The sequence below is a fragment of the Comamonas sp. C11 genome, assembly GCF_024496285.1.
GTDB classification, from domain to species: Bacteria; Pseudomonadota; Gammaproteobacteria; order Burkholderiales; family Burkholderiaceae_C; genus Comamonas; species Comamonas testosteroni_F.
The window spans coordinates 4,828,861-4,852,755 of record NZ_CP101743.1 but is presented as its reverse complement, the minus strand read 5'-3'; the positions used below and the strand labels follow the sequence as shown (position 1 = coordinate 4,852,755).

21 protein-coding genes, 1 tRNA gene and 1 pseudogene are annotated in these 23,895 nt (G+C 58.0%); 20 read left to right on the top strand and 3 right to left on the bottom strand.

Features of this window, described 5'->3' with window-relative positions; all coding sequences use genetic code 11:
- The first annotated feature begins 77 nt into the window (after positions 1-77).
- From NOX35_RS22405 to NOX35_RS22315, 19 genes and pseudogenes are all read left to right on the top strand, one after another.
- Entirely contained in the window at positions 78-737 is a 660-nt protein-coding gene (locus tag NOX35_RS22405) for a response regulator transcription factor (RefSeq protein WP_256494780.1), read from the top strand.
- Complete coding sequence (locus NOX35_RS22400) at positions 734-2,101, top strand: ATP-binding protein (protein ID WP_256494779.1); 1,368 nt, start codon at positions 734-736, stop codon at positions 2,099-2,101. Before NOX35_RS22405 ends, NOX35_RS22400 begins: the two co-directional genes overlap by 4 nt.
- A 156-nt stretch (positions 2,102-2,257) precedes the next feature.
- Positions 2,258-3,280, top strand: a complete 1,023-nt coding sequence (locus NOX35_RS22395) for a sensor domain-containing diguanylate cyclase (protein WP_256494778.1) — start codon at positions 2,258-2,260, stop codon at positions 3,278-3,280.
- Between the two features lie 118 nt (positions 3,281-3,398).
- Positions 3,399-4,868, top strand: a complete 1,470-nt coding sequence (locus NOX35_RS22390; protein WP_232538033.1) for a GGDEF domain-containing protein — start codon at positions 3,399-3,401, stop codon at positions 4,866-4,868.
- Positions 4,869-5,058: 190 nt separating this feature from the next.
- Positions 5,059-5,376, top strand: a complete 318-nt coding sequence (locus tag NOX35_RS22385; RefSeq protein ID WP_256494776.1) for an MliC family protein — start codon at positions 5,059-5,061, stop codon at positions 5,374-5,376.
- Positions 5,377-5,477: 101 nt separating this feature from the next.
- Positions 5,478-6,507 (top strand): annotated as a pseudogene (locus NOX35_RS22380) (hypothetical protein); the annotation flags it as partial.
- Between the two features lie 339 nt (positions 6,508-6,846).
- Complete coding sequence (gene chrA, locus NOX35_RS22375) at positions 6,847-8,202, top strand: chromate efflux transporter (protein ID WP_256494774.1); 1,356 nt, start codon at positions 6,847-6,849, stop codon at positions 8,200-8,202.
- A 159-nt stretch (positions 8,203-8,361) separates the two neighbouring features.
- Positions 8,362-8,979 carry a YdeI family protein gene (locus NOX35_RS22370; RefSeq protein WP_182284471.1) on the top strand — a complete coding sequence of 206 codons (618 nt, stop codon included), beginning with the start codon at positions 8,362-8,364 and terminating at the stop codon, positions 8,977-8,979.
- A gap of 472 nt (positions 8,980-9,451) precedes the next feature.
- Positions 9,452-10,657 (top strand): tyrosine-type recombinase/integrase, encoded by a 1,206-nt coding sequence (locus NOX35_RS22365; protein WP_256494772.1) that lies wholly within the window; start codon positions 9,452-9,454, stop codon positions 10,655-10,657.
- A gap of 681 nt (positions 10,658-11,338) precedes the next feature.
- On the top strand, positions 11,339-12,430 hold the full coding sequence (locus NOX35_RS22360) for an AAA family ATPase (protein ID WP_256494771.1): 1,092 nt from the start codon (positions 11,339-11,341) through the stop codon (positions 12,428-12,430).
- Positions 12,423-14,672 carry a S8 family serine peptidase gene (locus NOX35_RS22355; protein ID WP_052084726.1) on the top strand — a complete coding sequence of 750 codons (2,250 nt, stop codon included), beginning with the start codon at positions 12,423-12,425 and terminating at the stop codon, positions 14,670-14,672. The genes NOX35_RS22360 and NOX35_RS22355 overlap by 8 nt, the downstream gene beginning before the upstream one ends.
- Positions 14,673-14,978: 306 nt before the next feature.
- Positions 14,979-15,194 carry a hypothetical protein gene (locus NOX35_RS22350; protein ID WP_034366576.1) on the top strand — a complete coding sequence of 72 codons (216 nt, stop codon included), beginning with the start codon at positions 14,979-14,981 and terminating at the stop codon, positions 15,192-15,194.
- 3 nt (positions 15,195-15,197) lie between these two features.
- Positions 15,198-15,476 carry a hypothetical protein gene (locus NOX35_RS22345; protein ID WP_034366375.1) on the top strand — a complete coding sequence of 93 codons (279 nt, stop codon included), beginning with the start codon at positions 15,198-15,200 and terminating at the stop codon, positions 15,474-15,476.
- A gap of 11 nt (positions 15,477-15,487) precedes the next feature.
- Positions 15,488-15,700, top strand: a complete 213-nt coding sequence (locus NOX35_RS22340; protein ID WP_157839516.1) for a hypothetical protein — start codon at positions 15,488-15,490, stop codon at positions 15,698-15,700.
- Positions 15,697-16,047: a hypothetical protein gene (locus NOX35_RS22335; protein ID WP_034366370.1), complete on the top strand. Its 351-nt coding sequence runs from the start codon at positions 15,697-15,699 to the stop codon at positions 16,045-16,047. The genes NOX35_RS22340 and NOX35_RS22335 overlap by 4 nt, the downstream gene beginning before the upstream one ends.
- Before the next feature lie 65 nt (positions 16,048-16,112).
- Positions 16,113-17,120 carry a hypothetical protein gene (locus tag NOX35_RS22330; RefSeq protein ID WP_256494770.1) on the top strand — a complete coding sequence of 336 codons (1,008 nt, stop codon included), beginning with the start codon at positions 16,113-16,115 and terminating at the stop codon, positions 17,118-17,120.
- 129 nt (positions 17,121-17,249) lie between these two features.
- Positions 17,250-17,537: an AlpA family transcriptional regulator gene (locus NOX35_RS22325; RefSeq protein WP_332835643.1), complete on the top strand. Its 288-nt coding sequence runs from the start codon at positions 17,250-17,252 to the stop codon at positions 17,535-17,537.
- Complete coding sequence (locus NOX35_RS22320) at positions 17,534-18,016, top strand: hypothetical protein (RefSeq protein ID WP_034366365.1); 483 nt, start codon at positions 17,534-17,536, stop codon at positions 18,014-18,016. Before NOX35_RS22325 ends, NOX35_RS22320 begins: the two co-directional genes overlap by 4 nt.
- A gap of 10 nt (positions 18,017-18,026) precedes the next feature.
- Complete coding sequence (locus NOX35_RS22315; RefSeq protein WP_256494767.1) at positions 18,027-20,996, top strand: DUF927 domain-containing protein; 2,970 nt, start codon at positions 18,027-18,029, stop codon at positions 20,994-20,996.
- A 1,134-nt stretch (positions 20,997-22,130) separates the two neighbouring features.
- On the opposite strand, the gene NOX35_RS22310 is transcribed toward NOX35_RS22315, so the two are convergent.
- Together NOX35_RS22310 and dmeF are read right to left on the bottom strand one after the other, a co-directional pair.
- A tRNA-Arg gene (locus tag NOX35_RS22310) sits at positions 22,131-22,205 on the bottom strand.
- 51 nt (positions 22,206-22,256) lie between these two features.
- On the bottom strand, positions 22,257-23,198 hold the full coding sequence (gene dmeF / locus NOX35_RS22305; RefSeq protein WP_256494766.1) for a CDF family Co(II)/Ni(II) efflux transporter DmeF: 942 nt from the start codon (positions 23,196-23,198) through the stop codon (positions 22,257-22,259).
- A gap of 71 nt (positions 23,199-23,269) precedes the next feature.
- Here dmeF and NOX35_RS22300 point away from each other — a divergent pair, with 71 nt between their 5' ends.
- Positions 23,270-23,545, top strand: a complete 276-nt coding sequence (locus NOX35_RS22300) for a metal/formaldehyde-sensitive transcriptional repressor (RefSeq protein WP_256494765.1) — start codon at positions 23,270-23,272, stop codon at positions 23,543-23,545.
- A 38-nt stretch (positions 23,546-23,583) separates the two neighbouring features.
- Here NOX35_RS22300 and NOX35_RS22295 read toward each other — a convergent pair whose 3' ends face one another.
- Positions 23,584-23,859: a hypothetical protein gene (locus NOX35_RS22295; RefSeq protein ID WP_182284468.1), complete on the bottom strand. Its 276-nt coding sequence runs from the start codon at positions 23,857-23,859 to the stop codon at positions 23,584-23,586.
- Positions 23,860-23,895 lie beyond the last annotated feature (36 nt).

Here is a 23,895-nt window from a genome sequence, read left to right as displayed (position 1 = left end):
GGCATGCAGGCTGCGTGCGATGCACCCTTTGTTTCTGGTGCTGGGCATTCCTGCTGTGGCGGCGCTATCCTTGCGCCATGCGTTTACTGCTCGTTGAAGATGACACCATGATCGGCCAGGCCGTGCTGGCGCTGCTGCGCGGTGAGGGCTATGTGGTGGACTGGGTTCAGGATGGAGCCCAGGCCGATACGGCCTTGCATGGCCACCAGTACGATCTGGTGCTGCTCGATTTGGGATTGCCCAAGCTTGATGGCTTGCAGGTGCTGCGCCAGTTGCGTGCGCGCAAGGATGCCACGCCGGTGCTGGTTGCAACCGCCAGGGACGCCGTGGGTGACCGCATTGCGGGGCTGGACGCCGGGGCCGATGACTATGTCATCAAACCCTATGACATGGATGAGCTGCTGGCCCGCATTCGCGCGCTAACGCGGCGTGCTGCGGGGCACCTGGATGCGGTGTACGAACATGGCGGCGTCATGCTGAACCCCAATACTCGCGAGGCCAGCGTGAATGGCCAGCCGGTTACTTTGTCTGGTCGTGAATGGGCAGTGTTGCAGGCATTGCTGGCAAGGCCGGGGGCCACGCTGTCACGTCAGCAAATCGAAGACAAACTCTATGGCTGGGGCGATGAGGTCAGCAGCAATGCGGTGGAGGTCTATATCCACGGGTTGCGGAAGAAGCTCGGCGCTGCAGCGGTGCTCAATGTGCGCGGTCTTGGTTATATGGTGCCCAGGCCATGAGCGAAAACCAAGCATTTCGGCGGTTGAAGCTACCTGGCTCGCTGGGCGGGCGTCTGTTGCTTTTCATCGGCATGGCGATTTTGATGGTGGCCGTGCTGCAAGGGGTGTTTGCCTATCGCAATGCACTGGCGCAGACCGATACGCTGTTCGACTACCAGATGCAGCAGACGGCGTTTGCGCTGCGGGCGGGTCTGCCGTTCGATGCCAAAGGCAGGCCGCAGGGAACGCCGCCCGAAGATGAAAACAACGAGTTCATCGTCCAGGTCTGGACCAATGAGGGACTGAGAATCTTCGAGTCGGCTCTGGGCGATGCCTTGCCCCAGATGGCCGTGCTGGGCTTTGCCGATGTGCCTGCGCGTGGCACGACCTACCGTGTGTTCTCACTGCAGACACGCTCTCAGGTGATTCAGATCGCACAGGACATGCGCGTGCGTCAGATGCTCGCGCGTGAAGCCGCCTGGCGCAGCTTGCTGCCTGTGGTGTTGCTGTTGCCGCTGCTGGCGCTGGCCGTGTGGTGGGTGATTCGCCGTTCACTGACTCCCGTGCAGCGTGTGCGCAGGGAGTTGGCCCTGCGTCAGCCCCAGGATCTGGCACCCGTGGCGGAGCATGATCTGCCGGATGAGATGCGCCCGCTGGTAGAGGAGCTCAACAGCCTGCTGCATCGCGTACGGCAGGCTTTTGAGGCCCAGCAGAATTTCGTGGCAGATGCTGCGCATGAGCTGCGCTCGCCGCTGGCCGCGTTGCAGCTGCAATTGCAGCTGCTGCGCAAAGCGACGGACAGTGCCGAGCGCGAGTCGGCGCAGGCCCGTCTGGCGCAAGGGATCGAGCGCGCCAGGCGACTGGTGGAGCAGTTGCTTGCATTGGCCAGGCAGGAAGCCAGGCCACAGACTGAAGATGCGCCGCTGGCTGACTTGCGCGTGCTGGTCGAGCAGGCCCTGGCTGATGCCGCGCCGGCTGCCCAGGCCAAGGGGCTGGACATGGGCCTGAGTGAAGACCCGCAGCAGCAGTCCGCATTCAGCGTGGCCGCAGACGCCGAGGCACTGGCGGTGTTACTGCGCAATCTGCTGGACAACGCGATCAAATACGTTCCCGCAGGGGGACGAGTCGATGTGGGCTGGTTGCAGGACGAGCACGGACGTGCACTGGTGGTGGAAGACTCGGGCCCCGGCATTGCACCGGCCGAGCGTCAGCGGGTCCTGCATCGTTTTGTGCGCGGTCAGGGGGCTGGTGGCATGGCCGGTGGCAGTGGCCTGGGCCTGGCCATTGCGCAAAGCATTGCACAAAGCAGCGGTGCCCAGCTGTGGCTTGACGAGTCGCCGCAACTGGGCGGTTTGCGTGTCAGGGTCCTGTGGCCTCAGTCCTAGTCTGACAATCGATTGCTTGAAAATATGGGCGTTGGGATCTGGTTTTCATTGCAAGATTGAAAGATAGTCTCAGTCGAATGAAAGTGATGATGCCTAGACTTTCGGCTTTGCTTGAGCTGCTGCACTTGTCGTGCGGCCGTACCCCCAAATTGCACCATGCCATCAATTATTCAACGCCTTTCCCAGACCGTCTCCGCATCTCAGAATCTGCCCAGCTTCACGCGACCTCTGCTGGAAATCATGGTGGAAGTGACTGATCTGGAGTCGGCCTATCTCACCACCGTGGATGAGGCACGTGGTATTCAGAATGTTCTGTACTCCCTCAATACGGGAGGAATGAAGATTCCTGAAGGGTTGGAGGTGCCCTGGCACGACACCTTGTGCAAGCGGTCGCTCGATGAAGGGCGTACCTTTACTGACAATGTCGGCGAGTGCTGGGGCGACTCGGATGCAGCGCGTCAACTGGGTATCCAGACTTATGTGAGCACGCCCGTGCGTTTTTCCAATGGTGCGCTGTTCGGCACTTTGTGTGCAGCCAGCGACCATTCCGTCGCGCTGGCAGCAGAGGCCGAGGATTTGCTGCGCCTGTTTGCCAAGATCATTGCAGGTTTTGCCGAGCGCGAGCAACTGGTGAGATCGCTGCAGCATGCCAACGAGGAGCTGGCCTCGTTGGCCATGCTCGATTCCCTGACTGGATTGCCCAATCGTCGCTGCGTGACCGAGGAGCTCAACCGGCTCATTGCTCATTGCCGCCGCACCCGTGAATGGGTGCTCGTAGGCTTTGTGGATCTTGACCGCTTCAAGCAGATCAATGACCAGTTTGGTCATGAGGCTGGGGATGCGTTGCTGCGTGCCATGGCCGAGCAATTGCGAGCAGGACTGCGCAGCAGTGACATGCTGGCTCGTTTCGGTGGCGATGAATTCGTCATGGTCGGTGCAGGGCCTTTGCTGGATGAAGACGCTGAAGCCGTGATCAGGGAGATGCAGTTGCGACTGAGCAAAGCCTCTGCCGCCAGCTTGCAATTGGCCGACGGACGTGAGATCGAGTACGCAGGAGCCAGCGTGGGCATGGTCTGTTTGATGCCCGATGACACCGATGTGGATGATGCTTTGCAGAAAGCCGATGCTGCGATGTACAAAGTGAAAGCCGCAAGGCAGAGACTGCCTGAGGTGATCTGACTTTAAAAGACTCCCAGGGAGTCTTTTTCATGGCTGCACGACAGTCGGTCGACCTTGCAAAAGGGGGCTGCGTGCAGGCTTGAAGTCTCGGTAATAATCGTTGGCGGAGGTATCGTTTGTGAAAAATTCGCTCGCAGAAGGTCTGGACTTCGAGGATATGTTCAACCTGGCCCCGGTATCGCTCTGGATGGAGGATTACAGCGGCCTGAGACAGATTTTCGATCAATGGCGGGCGCAGGGCGTGAGCGATCTGCTCAGTTTTCTCAAAGAAGATCCGGAGCGGCTCAAGCTTTGCAGTCAGTCCTACAAGGTGCTGCGGGTCAATCAATACACGCTTGACCTGTTCAAGGCCGCAGATGAGGAAACCCTGAAGAGCAGGCTCAACGAGGTCTTTCGCGGCGACATGCTCGACAGCATCATGAGCGAACTGGTCGCTCTCTGGGAAGGTGCGCTCAATTTCGAGACCCGCTCGGTCAACTATGCCCTGGATGGACGGCGGCTTGATGTGCAGGTGAGGGCGCGTGTGCTGCCGGGCTACGAGAAAAGCTGGAGCCGGGTGCTGGTCTCCCTGGAGGATGTGACGACGGAGGTGCAGAGCACGGTGAAGCTTCAGCGCAGCGAGCAATACTCCAGAGACCTGTTCGAGTACTCGCCGGTGTCGCTGTGGGTCGAGGACTTCAGCGTGGTCAAGCGCCTGATGGACGATGTGAGAGCGCGCGGAATCACCGATTTCCGGACTTTTCTGAAAGTGCATCCGGAATTCGTGACCCGCTGCATGCAGGAAATCCAGGTGCTCGATGTCAATCGCCAGACGCTGCAGATGTTCGGTGCCGAGAGCAAGCAGCAACTGCTGCAGAATCTGTCCAAGGTTTTCAGGGGCGAAATGTATGATTCGTTTGCCGAGCAGCTGATAGACCTTTGGGAAGGTAAGCTGGTGCAGCAGCGGGAGGTGGTGAACTACGGGCTGGCCGGCGATGTGCTCCATATTCATATGGAGTTCGCCATCATGAGCAGCCATGCGGAAAAATGGGGCTTGGTGCTGCTGTCACTCGTGGATATCACCGCTCGCAAGAAGGCTGAGGCTTATCTTGAATACCTGGGCAAGCATGATGTGTTGACCCAGTTGCGCAACCGCGCTTTCTATACCGAAGAGCTGAACAGACTGTCGCGCAAAGGGCCCTGGCCCTTGTCCATGCTTGCCATAGATATGAATGGACTCAAGGTCGTCAACGACGAGCATGGCCATACTGCAGGCGATGCCATGCTGAGGCGTATGGGGGAAGTTCTCTCCAAGGCGGTGGATGCGCCGGCTTGCGCCGCCCGCATCGGCGGCGATGAGTTTGTCGTCCTTTTGCCGGGAACCGATGAGCGCGGTGCCGTGGCATTGCAGGAGCGCATCTTGTCATTGCTGGAGCTGAACAATCAGTTCTATCCGGGTCACAGCATCCAGGTTTCCATGGGCCATGCCTGTGGCCAGGAAGGCACGCCTATAGAGGCCATTGTTCAAGGGGCGGACAAGGCCATGTATGCTGAAAAAGCACGCCTTTACCGGGACAAGGAGCGCGACAGGCGTGTGAGCTCAGCCTGAGCTCAGGTATGCGTCAATCCAGTTCCGCTTCGCGTTGCGGTCCGACTGTAGGAGCTTGTAGCGGGTTGGTGCATTTCAATCTGTCGAGACAAAGACCAAAGGCGATCAGCCAAGTTTTGGAAGTGCTACAAGACACCAGAGTTCTTCATGGCTGCTTGAGTCTGGCCTTGAAATATCACGGGAGAAGTCTATGAAAGTCATCGGGCTTGCCATGTTCGCAGCAATCGCCGTCAGTGCCTGCAGCTCTGCACCGTCTCAAGATGCAGACCGAGAAGTTGCCTTCACCTGTGCAAACGGAGAATCCATTTCGGTGCGTTTCTCGCCTGCCAACAACAAGGCAGTCTTGATACGCGGCGGTCAAGGCGTAGAGCTTCCACAGCAGCCAAGCGGCTCCGGATTCGTTTACAGCAACGGGCCCAATACCATCCGAGGAAAAGGACTGGATCTGACGGTCGAGATCGGCCGCATGGTGCCGATCAAATGCAGGGCCCGGCAAGGGGCCCTCTGACTATCGCCAGAATTCAACCGCATCCATGCGCATGTGCTCGGCTGCAGGCGCAGGCCTTTGAGGCGCATTTGGCGTTCGCCGTCATCTGACGCTGGAGTTTTCTTGAGTGGCTAGCCTTTGCCGCAGAGCTGGGCCGCAAGCTGATCTATAACGATCGCACGGGCGATATGTCCGCTCGTTACCCAGGCTTTGGCGCCGTGGTGCTGGATGTGGATACGCAGGAGCGCCGCGTTCTGCCCATGCCCGTGTATGTGGTAGCGCCCAGCAGTGCCTGGGCGCTGTCGGTCAATTACCGGCGTCTGTACATCACGCACGAGACCATTGGTTACAGCGAGCCCGGCCAGCCTTTTGAATTGCCTCTGGCCCCCCGACGACGGCATCTGGCGCATGGAGCTGGCGACAGGCGATTCCCGATTGCTGGTCAGCTATGCGCAACTCAAGGCATTCCATCATGTGTCGTCGATGGACAAGGCCATTCACTGGGTAAGCCATATCGAGATCAACCCGGCTTCTTCACGCATCCTGTTTTTGCATCGTTGGACAGAGCGTGTGAAGGATGAGACCTGCTTTTTGCATCGCCTGATCACCATGAATCCGGACGGTTCGGACATCCGCTTGATGGAGTGCTCGGATCATCCGCTGCCGCAGCTTGCCGACGACTTCGACCCCAGTGCCGTAGGCACGTTTGACTATGAAAAGTCGGAATGCCAGATCTCCCATCCCCTGTGGCAGGACAACGAGCACATCATTGTCTGGGGGCCGCATGCCGGCGAGATTCACTACCACCTCTATCACGACGTTGAAGGAGGCGAGGTGCAAGTGATTGGCCGCGACGTACTGGTGGAAAATGGCCATATGACATTCTCGCCGGTGAGCACCCGCTGGATGCTGAGTGACACCTATCCGGACGACAGGACACACGAACGCTTTCTGTTCCTTTTCGACATGCAGACCGGAGAGCGTCGCAATCTGGGCAGTTTCTATGCCAATCCGGAACTGAGCAAGGAAAACCGCTGTGACCTGCATCCACGTTGGAGCCGTGATGGCAAGGAGGTATGCATTGACTCGGTGCATGAGAGCCAGCGCCAGATGTATGTGCTGGATGTCTCGTCGATTGTGGAAGCGGCCTGAATATTGAAAGCAGCTCCATCGGTGATGCGGTTCTAGCGATCCGAGCTGCGGCGTGCTTCAAGGGGGGAATTTCGGCGCTCGGCGCCTTCGTATGCGCGAGAGATCTGCAGCGAAGGAGCTCTGGGCGTTGAGGACTCAAATGCATTTCCTTGTAGCACACAGCAAATACAGCTCTGCTCTACGTACTGGCGCTGCTCTCGGTCGCTGCAGACTTTGTCTTCGGCGTGTATGAGAGCACAGGAGACTGGGCTAGAATTTCCGTATCGGGAAAGCAGCCTCCCGTCCCGCAAGGGTAGACGGTGTCCCGTCCAAGAGCTGGATATTCTCTATGGAGTTTTTATGGACACCGTTTTACCCAGGCCTACCGATCCGGTTGCGCCGGCCTCTCTTTCGCTCTCAGAAGCGCTGCGTTTCTGGCTGAAGCTTGGATTCATCAGCTTTGGTGGTCCCGCAGGTCAGATTGCACTCATGCATGAGGAGCTTGTAGACCGCCGCCGATGGATTTCCGAGAAGCGATTTCTCCACGCCCTTAACTACTGCATGTTGCTGCCCGGGCCAGAGGCTCAGCAGCTTGCAACCTATCTGGGGTGGCTGCTGCACCGGACATGGGGCGGAATTTTTGCAGGGGTTCTTTTTGTCCTGCCATCGCTGTTCATCATCATTGCTCTGGCCTGGCTGTATATGGCCCACGGCGACATGCCGGTCATTGCGGGCATTTTCTATGGCATCAAGCCCGCTGTAACGGCGCTTGTGGCACAGGCAGCCTACCGAGTGGGTTCGAGGTCGCTGAAGAGCCGCTGGCATTGGGGAATTGCAGCTGCTGCGTTTCTCGCCATTTTTGCGTTCAATGTTCCGTTTCCGCTCATCGTCATTGCGGCTGCAGTCATCGGTTTCATCGGTGGCAAATTGCGACCTGAAGCCTTTGGTGGTTCCAGCCATGAAAAAGGCAAGGCGAGTCAGCCACTCGGGGCTGCATTGATCGATGACGACACTCCAACTCCGCCGCATGCACAATTTTCCTGGCGAGGATTCTGGATGGTGTCGCTGGTCTGCCTGACGCTTTGGGGCAGCGTTATGGGCGTGCTCGCCACGGCGTTTGGCCTGAAGTCACCCTTGGTACAAATGGGGTGGTTCTTCACCAAGGCCGCGCTGATGACTTTTGGTGGCGCGTATGCGGTGCTCCCCTATGTTTACCAGGGCGCAGTGGAGAACTTTCATTGGTTGACTGCAACACAAATGATCGATGGCCTAGCTTTGGGGGAGACCACTCCGGGCCCTCTCATCATGGTGGTGTCCTTTGTGGCCTTTGTGGGCGGCTGGACAAAAGCAATCTTCGGTGCGGATTCGCTGCTGTTCGCAGGAGTCGTCGCAGCAGTGATAGTGACCTTCTTCACTTTTCTGCCGTCGTTCTTCTTCATTTTCCTGGGGGGCCCCTTTATCGAGTCCACCCATGGCAAGCTGAAATTCACTGCGCCATTGGCTGGAATCACCGCTGCGGTCGTGGGTGTCATCCTGAATCTGGCGGTTTTCTTTGCCTACCATGTCATTTGGCCCCAAGGCTTCGCAGGACACATAGAGTGGCCGTCGATTGCCATTGGGCTGGCAGCAGGCATCACGTTGCTCCGCTTCAAGATCAATGTCATCTACGTCATTGTGGCGGCAGGACTGACAGGATTGCTTGCGCAGTTGTGGTGATTGCTCAAGTCCCTGATCGGGGGGCCTCAAGGGTGTGGGGCATTTTGCGACTGCCACAGGCCTGGGGATCTGGTTAAACTTGCCCTGCCGTACCATCCATCAGGCTCCTGTCTCTATGTCACGAGCCACGCTGGTGCTCATGTCGCATAGGTCCAGGTGATGCCTACCGTCAAATCCATCGTCCCGCTCGAACTTGCTCCAACGCTGTTCAAAAGCGCCAAAGCCTTCGAGGCCTGGCTGAAGAAGAATCACGCTGCTTCCGAAGGCCTCTGGCTCAAGATCGCCAAGCGAGGCGCCAACGAGCCCAGTGTCACCTACCCCGAAGCGGTGGAGATTGCGCTGTGCTGGGGCTGGATCGATGGACAGAAGAAAAGTCTTGACGACCAGCACTATCTTCAGCGCTTCACGCCGAGGCGCGCGCGCAGCGTCTGGTCAAGAATCAATGTCAACAAGGTACAGGCACTCATTGAAGCGGGCCGGATGCAGGCCCCGGGTCAGGCTCAGATAGAGGCAGCCAAGGCTGACGGGCGCTGGGCGCGGGCCTATGACAGTGCGCGTACGTCCACTGTGCCTGAGGATCTGCTGGCTGCACTGGAAGCCGAGCCGGCGGCCAAGGCCTTCTTTGCAAGCATCAACGCTTCCAATCGCTACGCGATACTTTGGCGTATCCAGACGGCCGCGAGAGCCGAGACACGTGCCAGGCGCATCGCTCAGTTGGTGGAGATGCTTGCCCGCGGCGAAACCATCCATCTCTTCACGCCCCGTGCCAAGGCTTGATTGCGAAGTTCGCACGCGTATGGACATTATTTTGCATTGAGCGGCCAGTATTCCTGGCGCTGTCTGGCTGCCTGGGTCGAAAAGCATGGCCCATATACCAGCGCCAGACAAGGGCTGGTCTATATTCACGCCGACGCGGGCAGGGGTTGGGCGACGGGCGGGGGAGATGAAGCCTGGGGGCAAAAGCTGAGGGCATTTGGAATGTCCCCCAATTCCTAAAAATGTGCCCCCAAATGAGCCCCCAGAAGTCCTCGGATTGCAGCACACTTCTACGGACTTCGGCGCACTTCAAATTGAAGTCTAGAGAGGGAAAAAAGAAAAAGGCCGGAAGGTTATGCACCTTCGCGGCCTTGAATTTGGTCCCCCGACAGAACTCACACTTAGGCTTGAAACCCGCATGAATGCTTGATAGTCTGGGTGTGATTTAGAAATGTACCCCCAAATGTACCCCCAGACTGCCGAGGATACCCCCATGAAGCTGACCGACGCCAAGCTGCGCACCTTGTCTGAGCCAGGCAAATATTTTGATGGCGCAGGCTTGTTTTTGGATTTGACTGCTGCCGGTGGCCGTTACTGGCGGTTGAAGTACCGGATTGCAGGTAAGGAAAAGCTGCTGGCGCTGGGCGTATACCCAGCAGTGAGCCTGAAGGATGCGCGAGAACTGGCCAGCCAGGCGCGCCAGGTCATCCAGTCGGGGGATGACCCAGCCGAGCAGCGTAAGGCAGCCAAGACCAAAGCCGTGCATGAGTCTGTGAACACTTTCCGATCCGTGGCCAATGAATGGATGGAGCACCAGTCGGCCAGGTGGGAGCAGCAGACGCGAGAGCGCATCCATGCATCGCTGGAGAGCAACGTGCTCAAGGCGCTGGGCGCCCGCCCGCTGGCCAGCATCAAACCGCTGGAGGTGATGAATGCCGTGAAGGCTGTCGAGGCGCGCGGCGCAGGCGAGCAAGCCGGGCGGGTGCTGCAGCGGGTCAAGGCGATTTTTCGCTGGGCCGTCATCCATGGCCGTGTGGACAGCAACCCCATGCTGGACCTGATGCCCGCCGAAATCCTCAAGCCGCGTGAAGTCAAGCACCGTGCCGCGCTCGATGCGAAAGAGTTGCCCGCCTTCCTGGCGCAACTGGATGCCTACGACGGTGACCCCCACACAGTGCATGCCCTGCGCCTGCTGATGCTGACCGCCACACGCCCAGGCGAGGTGCGTGGTGCGCGATGGGATGAAGTGGACATGGATGCAGCCATGTGGACCATTCCCGCCGAGCGCATGAAGATGCGGCAAGAGCACCGCATCCCGTTGTCCAGTCAGGCCCTGGAGCTGCTGCAGTCGATGCATACCCTGAGCGGCGGGCGTGAGCTGATCTTTCCCAGTCCCTTCTATCCCAGCAAGCCACTGAGCGAGAACACCTTCAATTCAGCCATGGCCCGCATGGGCTATAAGAACCTGGCAACAGCCCACGGCTTTCGGGCGCTGTTCTCCACCGTGGCCAATGAAACCGGATGGCGGCCTGATGTGATTGAGCGCCAGTTGGCCCACAAGGAACGCAACGAAGTGCGGGCCGCCTACCACCGCAGCACCTACATGGCCGAGCGCACCAAGCTGCTGCAATGGTGGGCCGATTACCTGGAGGGCTGCAAAACCGGCAAGGTGCTGCACCTGCGCCAGCGCGCCGGGTAGCTTGGCCAGGTCAGACCCAGCCAGCAGCGCCAGCCACACGCCTGCACTCAGTCCAGCAGCCGCCCACCGAGGCGGCTTTTTTGTGCCCCCATGCCAGGCGGCGGCGCGGCCCGAAAGGCAAATCAACTTGCGTAGGAGATGATTTTCTGTGGGGACATGGGGACACGGCGTTGCCTGAAAAGCCTATAGCCTTGAAACACTCATGAATAAAGGATTTAGCGCTATCAAATAGTTTGGGGACATTTTGGGGTCAAAGTGGGATCAAGTTGGGGACATAAGGAAGAGTTTTTCTTCATATGAAATATTTACCTTTTTCTCTTTGTTTGTGGCCTCTTGCCTGCTTGTGCTGCATCTGGCTTTTGGGCGCGTGCATGGCTCCAGAAAAAGGCGCGGCAAAGCCTGGGTGATGGGGCTTGGGCCAATGGCGCGCACCTGCGTCTGGCTGGCCTGTGCTGGCGCTGGGCCGCACGGTGGTGCATGTGGGCGGACAGTGCGGGAAATGCACGCGAAAGGCATTCCCCTGGAGCAGCACCCCTTGCAGGCAAGAACTTCAGGGCACTGCGCGTGCTATTGAGCTGCTCTTGAGGTTTCAAAGCTAAGACTTTGAAATCGAGTGCTCAATTCCTGGTGAATTTGGAACATAATTGCATCTATGTTCCAAAATATTCCAAAGTGCACTAGATGACCATGAAAGAAGAATTAAAAAAAGAGTGGGCTGCACTGATGCAGGAAGGTGCAGGTGGCCACGCCACGCGCTTCAGGCTTCGGGGTATGCGGCTCGCGCAGTTGATACGAAGGACTTCCCCTGAGCTGTCGGAGGCCATCTCTGCAGGCCTGAGCGCTGCACCAAGTTCCTTGACGCGTTTTGCTCCCAATGTCGCTTCACGGCCAAATGTGCCCGAGGCTTTGGCCATAGAAGAGGCTCCACTGCTTCAGCAGGAGCCTATTTGGTCTGATACGGTGGAGGCAGACTTGCACCGGATCACCACTGAGTGGTCGTCACTTTCAGTGCTGCAGGCTGCTGGTCTTACACCGGTACGAAGCGTTCTTCTGCATGGTCAGCCTGGCGTAGGGAAGACCTTGGCAGCGCGTTGGCTTGCCCAGCAATTGGGGCTGCCTTTGGCTACCTTGAATATCTCTTCCACTATCAGCAGCTATCTTGGGAAAACAGGGCAAAACATCACTCAGGTGATCGACTATGCGCAGGCCACACCATGCGTGCTTTTTCTGGATGAATTTGATGCTCTGGGAAAGCGGCGTGATGACTTGCAGGACATAGGTGAGCTGAAGCGGGTTGTTAACGTATTACTGCAGGCAGTGGATTCGTGGAATGGCCCCTCTTTGCTGGTTGCAGCAACCAATTTCGAGGACGTCTTAGACCCGGCAATGCTGCGCCGTTTTGAGCTGAATATTCGCTTTCCTGCTCCTGCGAGATCTCAAATTGCACAGATCCTTAGGACCCTGGATGTACCCGGACCACTGTCAACTGCACTTGCCCCCAAGTTTGAAGGGCGGCCTTTATCGGACGTAACTCGCTTGGTCATGCAGGCAAGGAAACGCGCCCTGTTGGATCAGATGGATTTCTCCACAGCACTGCAGTTGTGTGCGCAGGAGCAGAGTACTCAGAAAACGACTATTCAAACGCGTCGAGAGATGGTTCGCCTGCTTCATAGTGCAGGGCATAGCTCCCATCAGATCGCCAAGCAGCTTCGTACTACTCATACCACTGTGTTACGAGATTTGAAAACTATTCAGGGAGACGATCATGGCTGAGTCAAAAGGGAATCTGTTGATTGGTAAGGGTGAAAAGCTCATCGAAAATGGGGACTGGAAAGCCAATAGCCGGCCTAAGCCAAGGCCCTACACCATTGAGCAGCAACGTTCCCTTTTTGGGCCGATGCTGGACAAGTTGGCCCAGACCGCCTTGCACCAAAACCCCAAGCTGGCACCTCGCAGCGAGATCGCTGCCAAGATCACTATCCATCCCGAGTTCTTGGCTAAAAGCTATTTCCCAACCTCGTTGTTAGGCAATGCTGGGCTGCGGCTTATAGGATCTCGTGCCGTGGATATCACCCCGCGCAAGATGGTGAGAGGTAAACCTCCAAGGCGTTTGCCGACGGCAGTGCTCATCGTGGCAGGGACAGCCGAAAGCTATGTGCGGGCGTCGGCGTTGCTAGCGGATACGGAGACGTCCAAGAAGGTGCAAGATTGTTTCGTTTGCTTGGAAAGCATTGATCCTTTTTCTCCACAGGATCGCAAGCATGGTTTGAATTTCACGAAATTCGACGGTAACGTCGAGGTCGTTTTGCACGCATCGCTCAATGATTTGGATATCAACCGGGCATTTTTTGATCTAGCTCGTGGACTGAATGCCCGTTTTGACGATCAACGCGCCAGAACAATTGGAGGGCTGACGTTTTTGCCTTTGCAAATCAAGGCTGACGCGGCACAAGAGTTTATCGGGGTTGTTGAGTCATTCACCCACTTACGAGCCATCCGTAACATGCCGGTGCTTACGGATGATCCAATCGCTCCAGACTCTGGCATGACTCGCTCACTGGCTTTTGCTCCGTCGCTTCCTACTGAGGCGGCTGTCGATGAGTCCATGCGGGCTGTGATTTTTGATGGGGGCTTCACGCCGAATTTGTTGCCATGGGTAAATGCTCTTGATGCCCCGGATCTAGCAGCAGCACAGCCCAATCAACTGGAGCATGGTCAGGCTGTTACCTCTGCTTTTCTGTTTGGTGCGATTGAGCCGACACAGCATACGATCGCCCCCCCATACTGCAATGTCGATCATGTGCGTGTATTGCCCAGTACCTCAGGCGATATGCAGGCAGCTGATGTTATCGACAGAATCATCAGTACTTTGCAGGCTGCAAGAGACAGCGGGCGCCCTTATTCGCTGGCGAATCTGAGTTTGGGCCCTCGTGTACCCATCTTCGATGATGATCCGCACGAATGGACTGTTCGATTGGATGACTTTTTGTCCTTTGGCGATTTGTTCATGACCGTTGCTGTCGGTAATGATGGCAATGAGGGGCGTGATCTGGGGCGTATTCAGCCGCCGGGGGACGCGGTCAATGCCTTTGCTGTGGGGGCTAGCGATGGTCATCATGGCAAAGCAGCTCGGGCGTTCTACAGCTGCTTGGGGCCAGGGAGAAGCCCGGGGTTGGTTAAGCCAGATGCAGTAGCGTTTGGGGGCTCTGCAACGGATTTGATGCGTATTGTCGATCCAGCCGCTCATGTCATACGCCATCGAGCAGGGACCAGCTACGCAGCGCCTTTAGCCTTACGTCTTGCAGCAGGTGTGCAGGCTACTGTGCATGAGTCGCTAGATCCGATCATGTTGCATGCTTTGCTGGTTTCTCGTGCGCAGTTCAACCCATATAAGCATGATCAGACGGAGGTCGGTTGGGGGGTGCTTCCTGCTGCGGTCGAAGACATCCTTTATTCGCCGGATGATGAGATTGTGGTTATGTACCAAGGCCTCATTGCTAAAGGAATGCCTTTGAAAGCGAAGATTCCGTTGCCCGCAGGATTGCCCTTGGAGCTCAAGCCTACTATTGCGGCAACTTTTACCTATCGTGCACCCATTGATCCAGCTCATCCCGTGAGTTACACCAGAGCTGGCCTTGAGATTCGCTTTCAGCCAGACGGTAAAAAGTCGAAGAGTTTTTTCAGTAAGACGGAATATGACGCTGAACAAGACTTACGTGCAGACGCATTGAAATGGGAAACTTGCAGGCATCATCAACGCCGCATTTCTGTTAGCGAGATGACAGATCCGTGTTTTGTGATCCGCTATCAAGGGCGGGAAGAGGGGGCTAGCGACGAGAGCGCTCTTAAGGGCACCGATGGTCAATTGCTGCCCGCAGAGCAGCAGCCAAGTGCGCTCCCCTTTGCATTGATTGTGCGTATCAAAGTGCCCAATGTGAATGACCTTTCAACTCGTGTGCTGAACCAGTTCAAGGTCCTCAATGAGGTTGCACTGCGCACTCAGATTCAAACCTGAACAGAAAAGCCAAATCAAAGCTTGGCGCTCATGCCGTACTTCATGGCACAATCGTGGCAAGCCGAGAGGCCCGGTGCTTGAAAACACCAAACTCGAAGAGGTCGCAACCCCCACCATTAAGCGGGGTTTTGTCACGCCCAAATTCTGGGGACTGGTGCGCCTGCATCGCTCCCCCATGGTTACGGGCGGGATGGGTCTACCCGTAAGGATGGCCGCACGTCTTCGAGCGTGTTTTCAACATCCCGTCCACCTGCTGCGCTTGAAAACGCAATGGTGGTTCGCTTGATTCTCGAAGGAATCCAGACCATGACCGCAATCACCCTGGCCAGCCGCAAGGCTGCGCCCATCTTGCCCACTACGGGCGCCCTTGATCCTATCCAGCTGCACGCCGATGCGCATAACGCGCTGAGCATGGCCGTGTTCTACCTGCGCCAGCCTGCCGCCAATGTTCCCGGCGCGCGACGCAAGGCCGTGCAGGCCCTTGCCGCGCTGCGTGGCTTGTCCTTGTGCATGGAGGGCTGAGCCATGGCAACGCAAAACAATGACCGAGATGGCTACAACCTGGTGCAACTGCAGATGCTCATGCAGAGCATTGCAACCCAGATGGCCGCACTCAATGGCTTGCTGCTGGTTGCTCAGACCTGTGAGGAAGATTGGGAGCGCGCCCGCCTGGTCGATGCCGCACAGGCGCTGGCACAGGGTGTGGGCTGCCTGGCTGATGAAGCTACGGGCGGTGGAATTATTGGCGGCATGGGCCTTTGGCATTGCGGTCAAGGCTTTGAAAAGGCAGGGGGCGCAGCATGAGTGTGCGATCCATGACCATGCATGCGGAATCAATCCGTTTAGCCAGTGAGGGCCTGACTTGGCTTGAACACCTTTTCGTGTGCATCGCTAACGCTCCAGATGCTGGCCTGCATGCAAAACGTTTGGCTGAAATCGGGCGTTATCTTGCTTCTGATGCCGCAGATTCTGCCGACTGCGCCTATGCAGAAATGCGTAGCGACATTGAGAAAGGCGGTGCCCAATGACAAAGAGCGCACCAGCCCCAGAGGCTGAACAAATGTCTCCGTTCAGTTTGCGAGTCCTGCTGGATTTGCTTCTGGTACGTGCTGCACCTCACTTGACCCAGAAAGAGCTGACTTGGCTTGAGCGCAATGTGTCTGAGTTTGCGGGCACGCTCGCAATGCAGCTTGAGGATCTGACTGAAGGTATCGGCTGCCTGGTTGCTGCAGATGCTGACTCAGGGAGTTTTCAGGATTCAGATGATCTGCCGCGCCTGATGTTTTTTCTTTCCAACCAGGTGAGTTTGCTCAATGGGTTGCGGCTTGTGAGCGATATGGCAACGCACCTGCATTCACGCGTTGCCAGTCGGTAAACCAGCGCCAGCACTGTGCATACGTGTACACAGTACTGGCGTTTTTCTTTTAAAGAGGTGTGCATATGGAGGCTGGCATTGAGCAAGACGCAGGTAGCGCGGAGATCGAGCCGGAAGAAGGCTTTGAGGTCGTTGGCCCTTACGGTCTGCAGCGCTGTGGCCCTGGTGTCAATGATCGACTCTTGCGGCTTGATGAGGCACTGCACTGGATGGCTTTCAAAAAGGAATGGCCGAGGGATAAATCGGTGTACGCCGTTTTCAGTCCATTGATTCAATGGGATGAGGCGGACTCACCGTACCGGCGTCAAGTGCTGTATTTGCTCAACCATGAGGGCTACGCATATCCACTATCTCTTGGCGACAAGCTGAACCCTGCGGCTGTTGATGTTTGGGGGGATATGCCGTTTTCATATGGGCACACCTACTCCATGGGCACGGTTAGGGAGATGGCTGACGTGTGGGCTGAATCCTGGCCGGGGTATGTGGCAAATGCTGATCCCTTTTACCGTGCTGGCTGGGTGGAGTATTGCAAGGCAATGAAGGGAGTAGCGAAGGCGAACGAATTGCCAAGACTTTGGGAGGATAAGTACCGCGAGGATTACTACATCAACCTTGGGGATTGGAAGGAGCGGTGTCAGCGATTTGTGCGCTCTCTGAGCCGTTTGGCGGTGCCAGTCTCTGTTGCATACGAGCTTTGGGGCTGGGGTCGTGCAGTTGCTGCGGTGCAGTCGGATGTCGTTGCTGATACAGCGCCAGCTATTGAGGTTCAGGACGTGATCGATTGGCCTTCCTTGGTGCGGTATCGATTGCAGTTCGCCAGCGTGGCAGCTCAGAAGCGCCCAGTGTGGTTGCCAGGACATGTGGAAATCCTGGCGGCTCGATTGCATGAAGAGCATCAGGCCGGGCAGGGGCGCGGTGCATTGGGCCGCTTAGCGGGCGAGCTAAGAGCTGTGCGTTCTACGGTGGGGGAGTTGCTGAAAAAGCACGACTTCAACCAAGCGACGGGAGAAAAGCAGCAAGCCCCTGCAACGCCTTGGAGTGGCATGGGTGGCCGTGGCGGTAAAGCTGCCTGATGCCCTTCAGTTTGCCCGGCAACGTCCTGCAGATCTGGTTGTTCGCCAGTGTTCACCGTGCTCTATACGGACTTTGCCGGACTGCTGCCGGGCGACTGCCGTACCTCATGCCGTGAAAACTTTCCCTCAATGACTGTCTGCGTTCAAGGTGCTCCGTGTTGGTGCGCTGGCGTTGATGGCGTTGAAAGGTCTGTGATGCAAGTAGTTCATTCCGCCCGCCCTGTGGTTCCCCGTGATCGCTTGTTGCGCCTGGCTGATGTGGAGGCCGCTACGGGGTGCAAGAAAAGCACCATCTACAAGTTGATGAAAGAGGGCAAGTTTCCCCGCTGCGTGTATGTCACCAGTCGCATGGTTGCCTGGCCTGAGTCGGCTGTGTTGACCTGGGTGCAGGAGCGTATTGGAGGTGCCCAAGCATGAAGCAGGACGCAGCGAATCAACCCGTCTATGCAGTGCCTGCGCTGCCTGCATCGCCGTCGGTGGCTTACCGGCTGCAGCTTGCCGATAAATACAAGCGCGTGGTGAGTGGTGCCAACGTCAGAGCGGGTGCGATGAAAAAGGATGAGCGCGCCGAGATTCTGCAAGTTTGGATGGAGTACCAAAACGTGGAGCTGTTCAAGCCGCTCTTCGAGCGGGCTGATGTTGCGCCTGGTGATGTTGGTGGCCTGATTGCTGATCGGAGCATGAAATTTTTGATGGCCAGTGCCGATGCTGACCGCCAATTGGGCGATGTGTTCAAGGCGTTGAAGGCTCTGCCTGCTGAGAGTGTTGAGCGTCTGCTGCCTTTGATGGAAGCGCTGCACCGAAAGCAGATAGAGGCTGGGGTGCTGTGCGACAGCGTGCGTTATGCGCAGGCTGCGGAATTGGAGTTGCTGCGGCCTTTGGCCTGGCGTCCGTAATTGAATGTCTATGTCTCAAACCACAATCACTCCCGAGCTGTTGCGCAATGCCTTGAGCTTTGTGCCAGCGAACCTGCCGCGCGACGAATGGGCGCGCGTGGGCATGGCGATCAAGAGCGAGTACCCAGACGATACGGGTCTGCAGCTCTTTAGCGACTGGAGCGAGGCGGGCGCTGGCAGCGGCTTTGATACCAATGCCGTGGGCAGCACCTGGCGCAGCATCAAGGCTGGGGGCGGTGTGGGTGTGTCTACCTTGCTCTACCTGGCCAAGCAGCACGGCTTCAAGCTACCGCGCCAGGGTCAAGACTCCAAGCCTGTGAGCGCTGCCCAGCGCCAGCAGCAAGAGCAGGAGCGAGCCCAGCGCCTGCAGGCCGAGGATGCCGCGATACAGGCCGCGCAAGAGGCAGCAGCGGGCGATGCTGTGGCACTGTGGGCTAGTGCCAGTGAAATCGGCTCCAGCGCTTACCTGGTGCGCAAGGGTGTGCAAGGCTTTGGCGTGCGCTACGGGGCTGATGGCTGGCTGTTGGTGCCGCTGCGCGATGTCGATGGCCGGCTGTGGAATGTGCAGCGCATTGCGCCGGTCAAGCCAGCCAAGGGGACAGACAAGTTCCTGGGCAAGGGTGGGCGCAAGTCGGGTCTGTGGCATGTGCTGGGTGATCTGGCTGGCGCTGCGGTGGTGTTGGTGGCTGAGGGTTATGCCACGGCGGCCAGCTTGCACATGGCCACAGGCTGGCCGGTAGTGGTTGCGTTTGATGCTGGCAACCTGATGCATGTAGCTAAGGCGCTGCAGGAGCAGCACGCGGGCGCGCTGGTGGTGGTGTGCGGTGATGACGATACGGGCACGCAAGCCCGTACAGGCCGCAACCCTGGCCGTGACAAGGCCGAAGCCGTGGCGCGCGTTGTGGGCGGTGTGGCCGTGTTTCCTATTGAGCTGCCGGACGGCGGCAAAGACTTCAACGATATGCACCAAGCGCACGGCCTAGAGGCTGTGCAGACGTGTGTACAGCAAGCCATTGATGCATTGCATGCCAGGACGGGTGGCGATGATGCTGGTGCTGGTCAAGGTGGTGGCGCTGGCCTGCCTTCTTCTGGTGCTGGTGGTTCTGGTAGTTCTGCCTCAGGCGGTGGCAATGGTGGCGGGCGCGGCGGCAAGCGCAAAGGCCAGGCAAATGATCCAGACGATGCGCCTGGCTGGGATGATCCTTTTACCCTGGATGACGGCGGTGTGTGGTTTCATGGTCGTGACAAGGACGGCAACCCGGCCCGCCCGCTGTGGCTGTGCTCTGCGCTGCATGTGGAGGCATTGACGCGTAACCAAGAGGGCGCAGGCTGGGGCTATCTGCTGACCTTTGCTGATCCCCTAGGTGTGCCAAAGCAGTGGGCCATGCCCGCGCGCATGTTGAGTGGGGATGGTGGCGAATACCGAGCCGCTCTGCTGAATATGGGCCTACGCATTGCCACAGCGCCAGCAGCGCGCAACCGGCTGACCGAGTACATACAGACGCGCAAGCCCGAAGAGTTCGCCAGTTGCACAGACCGCATAGGCTGGCATGGCCGCGCCTTTGTGCTGCCGCATGAAACCATTGGCGATGATGCTGAGCGCATCGTGTTCCAGTCTGAAAACCAGATGGAAAACACCTTCCGTATCAAGCGCGAGGCGCAGGACTGGACAGACCGTATAGGCCGCTTGTGCGTTGGCAATAGCCGCTTAGTGTTTGCGGTGTCCTGTGCCTTTGCGGGGCCGCTGCTGCGTCCTGCGGGTATGGAATCTGGCGGGTTTCACTTGCGGGGAGATAGCTCTAGTGGCAAGACCACGGCGCTGCGCCTGGCTGCCAGCGTGTACGGTGGCCCCAGCTATATGCAGCGTTGGCGCACCACGGATAACGCGCTTGAGGCTATTGCTGCACAGCACTGCGATAGCCTGCTGATACTGGATGAGCTGGCGCAGGTTGAAGGCAAGGTGGCGGGCGAGTGCGCCTACATGCTGGCCAATGAGCAAAGCAAGGCGCGCGCCACGCGTAACGGTGCAGCACGCTCCCGCCTTTCCTGGCGCTTGCTGTTTTTGAGTGCGGGTGAGCTGGGCCTGGCCGACCACATGGCCGAGGGCGGCAAGCGAACACGCACAGGGCAAGAGGTGCGCATGGCCGATATTCCCGCTGATGCTGGCGCTGGTATGGGCGCGTTTGAGTGTCTGCATGGCTTGGGTGATGGTGCGGCCTTCTCTTCCCATCTGGCGCGTGAGGCGGGGCAGTGCCATGGTGCCGTGGGCCATGCCTTCCTGCAGTGGGCGGCCCAGCATTCGGATACCTTGGCCCGGCGTGTGCGTGATGCGGCTGCAGTTCTGTCCTATGCCTGGGTGCCCAGCGGTGCCAGTGGCCAGGTGGCCCGCGTGGCCGCGCGCTTTGCCCTGGTGGGTGTGGCGGGCGCGCTGGCTACTGAGGCGGCCTTAACGGGCTGGGATGAAGGTGAGAGCGAAGACGCGGCCAAGGCCTGCTTTGATGCCTGGCTGCAGGCTCGTGGTGGTGCTGGCAATGGTGAGGTGAAGGCCATGCTGCGTCAGGTGCGCGGCTTCCTGGAAGCGCACGGCGAGGGGCGCTTTACCTGGTGGCACAGGGCCATGGATGACCACAATGCCAAGACGCTGATGCGGGCCGGATTCCGGCGTCTGATTGATGAAGAGGGGCAGCCCATTAAAGTGCAGAAGACGGTTTACACGCCGCGCGCCGACAAGGAAATCTATGACGAGTTGACGGCCATTGATGGCGAGCAGACCCGCATTGAATACTTTGTGCTGCCCGAAGTGTTCCGCACCGAGATATGCCGAGGCTTTGACCACAAGGCGGTGTGCAAGGTTCTGCTGCAGCATGGTTGTCTCAAGCCGGACAAGGGCCGGGAGGTCGATGCCAAGCCGCGCCTGCCGGGCATGGGGCCTACCTGGTGCTATCGCATCAGCCCCGCCATCATGGAGCTGGACATATAGCCAGTCGCCAGCGCCAGCCGCCATGCACCGGCATAGCAGTACAAAGGCCCAAGGTTCACAGCCCTGGGCCTTTTGCTATCTGCAGCATGCATGGGCATGGCCGGGGTGCCTGTGCGTAGCAACAGGCGGCCCATCGTTGCCTTGCACGGCGGTAGCCGTGCCTGTACATGAGGCTGCACGGTACGGCCAGTCATTGCGGCTTGGGCTGCTTGTCCTGTGCCTATGCATGCGTGTGCATGCCGCAAGGTGGGCAGCCGCGCGCCGTGTGGGGCGCAGGGGGATTTAATTCCGCGATGGAATAAATAATCCGGCGTGAGTGCGCGAAGGCAAGCGAGAAAGCCGCACCAAGAAAAACAGGTGCCGCGCTTGCTTCAATGCATGAATGCGCCTCTTGAGTGGCTTTTAGGGCGATTTATCCCCGGAAATAGGCAATTTGTCCCCAATGTCCCCAAGCAAAAATCATCTGTCCCCAAGAAATTTGGGGACAGATTTTATTAATGATGACAATGATTTAGGTGTTGTTTTTGCATTTGTCCCCAATGTCCCCAAGATTTTTTAACGATACCCCGAAGAAAGTTCGCGGCATGGTGGTGATGATTTATTCATCAATTGAATCAATGGGGAGGGGCTATCGGAAATTTGCAGGCCCGAGTGTTCTAGACCGACCGGTACTCTCCGTTTGCAAAATGCGGGAAAAAAGGGGTAGGGGGGCTTACTGCGTGGGGTGGGGGTGGGTCAAAACTTTGACGCAGTGCCATCGGAAACCGAGCGCTTAGGCGGCAATTCATGGACAGGAAAAACTACCCCCTGGGGGTTTGAGTCTGGGTATGCAGGGGTAGGGGGGTAAGAAAGTCTGAGAACGCATAGACCGGAAACCGACTGGTTCGTGAAATTTTTACGTGCGCAGGTTTTGGGGGGAGGGGGTGCCTTGGGCCGGTGGCCTGCCCCTGGTGCTGTCTTGAATGGGTGATATTTGGATGTACCCCCAGTTTAGAAAAATGTACCCCCAGATGTACCCCCAGATACCCCCGGATTGCCGTGCACTTCAGTGGACTACGGTGGACAATAAAATTGCCACTGTCGAGAGGAAAAAGAAAAAGGCCGGAAGGTGGTGAACCTTCGCGGCCTTGAATTTGGTCCCCCCGACAGGAATCGAACCTGTATCTGTCGCTTAGGAGGCGACCGTTCTATCCATTGAACTACGGGGAGGGACGCTGGATTCTACCTGCGTTACCAGCCTGCGGATTTCAACCGACGTATTTATGCCTGCTCTGTGCGGTTGACTTCGACGGAGACGTGGGTGAGTTCTTCGTGTACCGACAGCAACTGGCGGATGTAGTCCGGTGTGACCGTGGCAGCGCCCTCGACTGCGATGATGCAGGCATAGTGGTTTTTGCCCACGCGCCAGACATGCAGGTCTGTGATGTTGACGGGTTGCGGACCCTGTGCAACAGCTTCACGCACTTCTTCCACGACGGGAGCATCCATTTCGGCATCGAGCAGCACGCGGCTGCTATCGCGCAGCAGGCCTAAGGCCCACATGGCCACCATCACGGAGCCGACCAGACCCATGATCGAATCCAGCCAGGCAAAGCCCAGGAGCATGCCGCCCAGCAACGCTGCGATGGCCATGACCGATGTGGCCGCATCTGCAATCACGTGCAGATAGGCGGAGCGCAGGTTCAGGTCGCCATGTGCATGGTCGTGCTCGTGGTGAGGCTCATGGCCGTGGTGATGGTGGTGCCCGTTCTTGAGCAGCCAGGCACAGGCCAGGTTGACCAGCAGGCCAAGAGTTGCCACACCTATGGCTTGCTGATAGTGAATGGCGGCAGGCGAGAGCAGGCGTTGTATGGATTCAAAAGCCATCAGGCCGGCAACCAGCAACAGGCAGATGGCGCTGGTGTAGCCCGCCAGGATTTCTATCTTCCAGGTACCGAAGCTGAAACGTCTGTCATTGGCCAGTTTGCGCGCAGCGGCATAGGCGCTGACGGACAGGCCCAGCGCCAGCGCGTGGGAACTCATATGCCAGCCATCGGCCAGCAGGGCCATGGAGTTGAAGTAATAGCCGGCGGTGATTTCCAACATCATCATGGCAAGCGTCAGCAACATGGCCTGCTTGGCATTTTTTTCACCTAGCGGATTGCCTTGGTCAAAGCTATGGGAGTGCTGTCGGGTAAATGGGGTGGCGGTGTATGAGGTCATGGCTGGCTTGTTTTTATATACTCTACCCCAGTATATTTTCCGCGCAGGCATGAGGACTACAATTCCTGCCCATGTCGCATACCGTTTCGAATCAAAAACCATTGCTCGCGCGCATTCGCCGCATCAAGGGGCAGACGCAGGCACTGGAGCGGGCTCTGGAAGAGGGGCGGGACTGTGCCGTGGTGCTGCAGCAACTGGCGGCTGTGCGCGGGGCTGTCAATGGCCTGATGCTGGAGTTGCTTGAAGGCCATATGCGCGAGCATTTGGGCGCCGAGTCCGCGACGGCCGAGCAGCGTGAGCAGGACCTGGAACTGGTCGTGAAGGTGCTGCGTTCCTACGTCAAATAAGGCGTGGCAGCAGGCCGCTGAGGGCCTGAATAGATGGATCAGGACTGCACCAGCGCCGCCAGATCGTTGACGAATGGCTGCACGCCAGGATGGCCGTGCAGCCATTGCCTGCCCAGAAATTCTTCGATCGACTGCTGCTGCAGCCCGAGGCCGGGCCGGCGGGCCGATGCGGCCTGCAGCAAGTCATGGGCGCGGTTCATGACTTGCTCGCTGTCTGCGGCCGCAGGCTCACCCAGTTCCAGAATCCATTCCTGCTGGATGCGGAGTATGAGCTTGCCTGCGGCTTGCTCAAGCGCGGTGCGGTTGCGTGGCATAGCAAAATTGATAGCATTTATCGTATGCGAGGAAAG

What these genes read in the sequence shown, in the direction of transcription:
- NOX35_RS22370 (WP_182284471.1), top strand. Translation starts at nt 8,362, where the DNA reads ATGCCTACCGTCAAATCCATCGTCCCGCTCGAACTTGCTCCAACGCTG.
- NOX35_RS22340 (WP_157839516.1), top strand. Translation starts at nt 15,488, where the DNA reads ATGACCATGCATGCGGAATCAATCCGTTTAGCCAGTGAGGGCCTGACT.
- NOX35_RS22325 (WP_332835643.1), top strand. Translation starts at nt 17,250, where the DNA reads ATGACTGTCTGCGTTCAAGGTGCTCCGTGTTGGTGCGCTGGCGTTGAT.
- NOX35_RS22385 (WP_256494776.1), top strand. Translation starts at nt 5,059, where the DNA reads ATGAAAGTCATCGGGCTTGCCATGTTCGCAGCAATCGCCGTCAGTGCC.
- NOX35_RS22300 (WP_256494765.1), top strand. Translation starts at nt 23,270, where the DNA reads ATGTCGCATACCGTTTCGAATCAAAAACCATTGCTCGCGCGCATTCGC.
- NOX35_RS22315 (WP_256494767.1), top strand. Translation starts at nt 18,027, where the DNA reads ATGTCTCAAACCACAATCACTCCCGAGCTGTTGCGCAATGCCTTGAGC.
- NOX35_RS22330 (WP_256494770.1), top strand. Translation starts at nt 16,113, where the DNA reads ATGGAGGCTGGCATTGAGCAAGACGCAGGTAGCGCGGAGATCGAGCCG.
- NOX35_RS22320 (WP_034366365.1), top strand. Translation starts at nt 17,534, where the DNA reads ATGAAGCAGGACGCAGCGAATCAACCCGTCTATGCAGTGCCTGCGCTG.
- NOX35_RS22360 (WP_256494771.1), top strand. Translation starts at nt 11,339, where the DNA reads ATGACCATGAAAGAAGAATTAAAAAAAGAGTGGGCTGCACTGATGCAG.
- NOX35_RS22395 (WP_256494778.1), top strand. Translation starts at nt 2,258, where the DNA reads ATGCCATCAATTATTCAACGCCTTTCCCAGACCGTCTCCGCATCTCAG.
- NOX35_RS22405 (WP_256494780.1), top strand. Translation starts at nt 78, where the DNA reads ATGCGTTTACTGCTCGTTGAAGATGACACCATGATCGGCCAGGCCGTG.
- NOX35_RS22350 (WP_034366576.1), top strand. Translation starts at nt 14,979, where the DNA reads ATGACCGCAATCACCCTGGCCAGCCGCAAGGCTGCGCCCATCTTGCCC.
- NOX35_RS22345 (WP_034366375.1), top strand. Translation starts at nt 15,198, where the DNA reads ATGGCAACGCAAAACAATGACCGAGATGGCTACAACCTGGTGCAACTG.
- chrA (WP_256494774.1), top strand. Translation starts at nt 6,847, where the DNA reads ATGGACACCGTTTTACCCAGGCCTACCGATCCGGTTGCGCCGGCCTCT.
- NOX35_RS22355 (WP_052084726.1), top strand. Translation starts at nt 12,423, where the DNA reads ATGGCTGAGTCAAAAGGGAATCTGTTGATTGGTAAGGGTGAAAAGCTC.
- NOX35_RS22295 (WP_182284468.1), bottom strand. Translation starts at nt 23,859, where the DNA reads ATGCCACGCAACCGCACCGCGCTTGAGCAAGCCGCAGGCAAGCTCATA.
- NOX35_RS22400 (WP_256494779.1), top strand. Translation starts at nt 734, where the DNA reads ATGAGCGAAAACCAAGCATTTCGGCGGTTGAAGCTACCTGGCTCGCTG.
- NOX35_RS22335 (WP_034366370.1), top strand. Translation starts at nt 15,697, where the DNA reads ATGACAAAGAGCGCACCAGCCCCAGAGGCTGAACAAATGTCTCCGTTC.
- dmeF (WP_256494766.1), bottom strand. Translation starts at nt 23,198, where the DNA reads ATGACCTCATACACCGCCACCCCATTTACCCGACAGCACTCCCATAGC.
- NOX35_RS22365 (WP_256494772.1), top strand. Translation starts at nt 9,452, where the DNA reads ATGAAGCTGACCGACGCCAAGCTGCGCACCTTGTCTGAGCCAGGCAAA.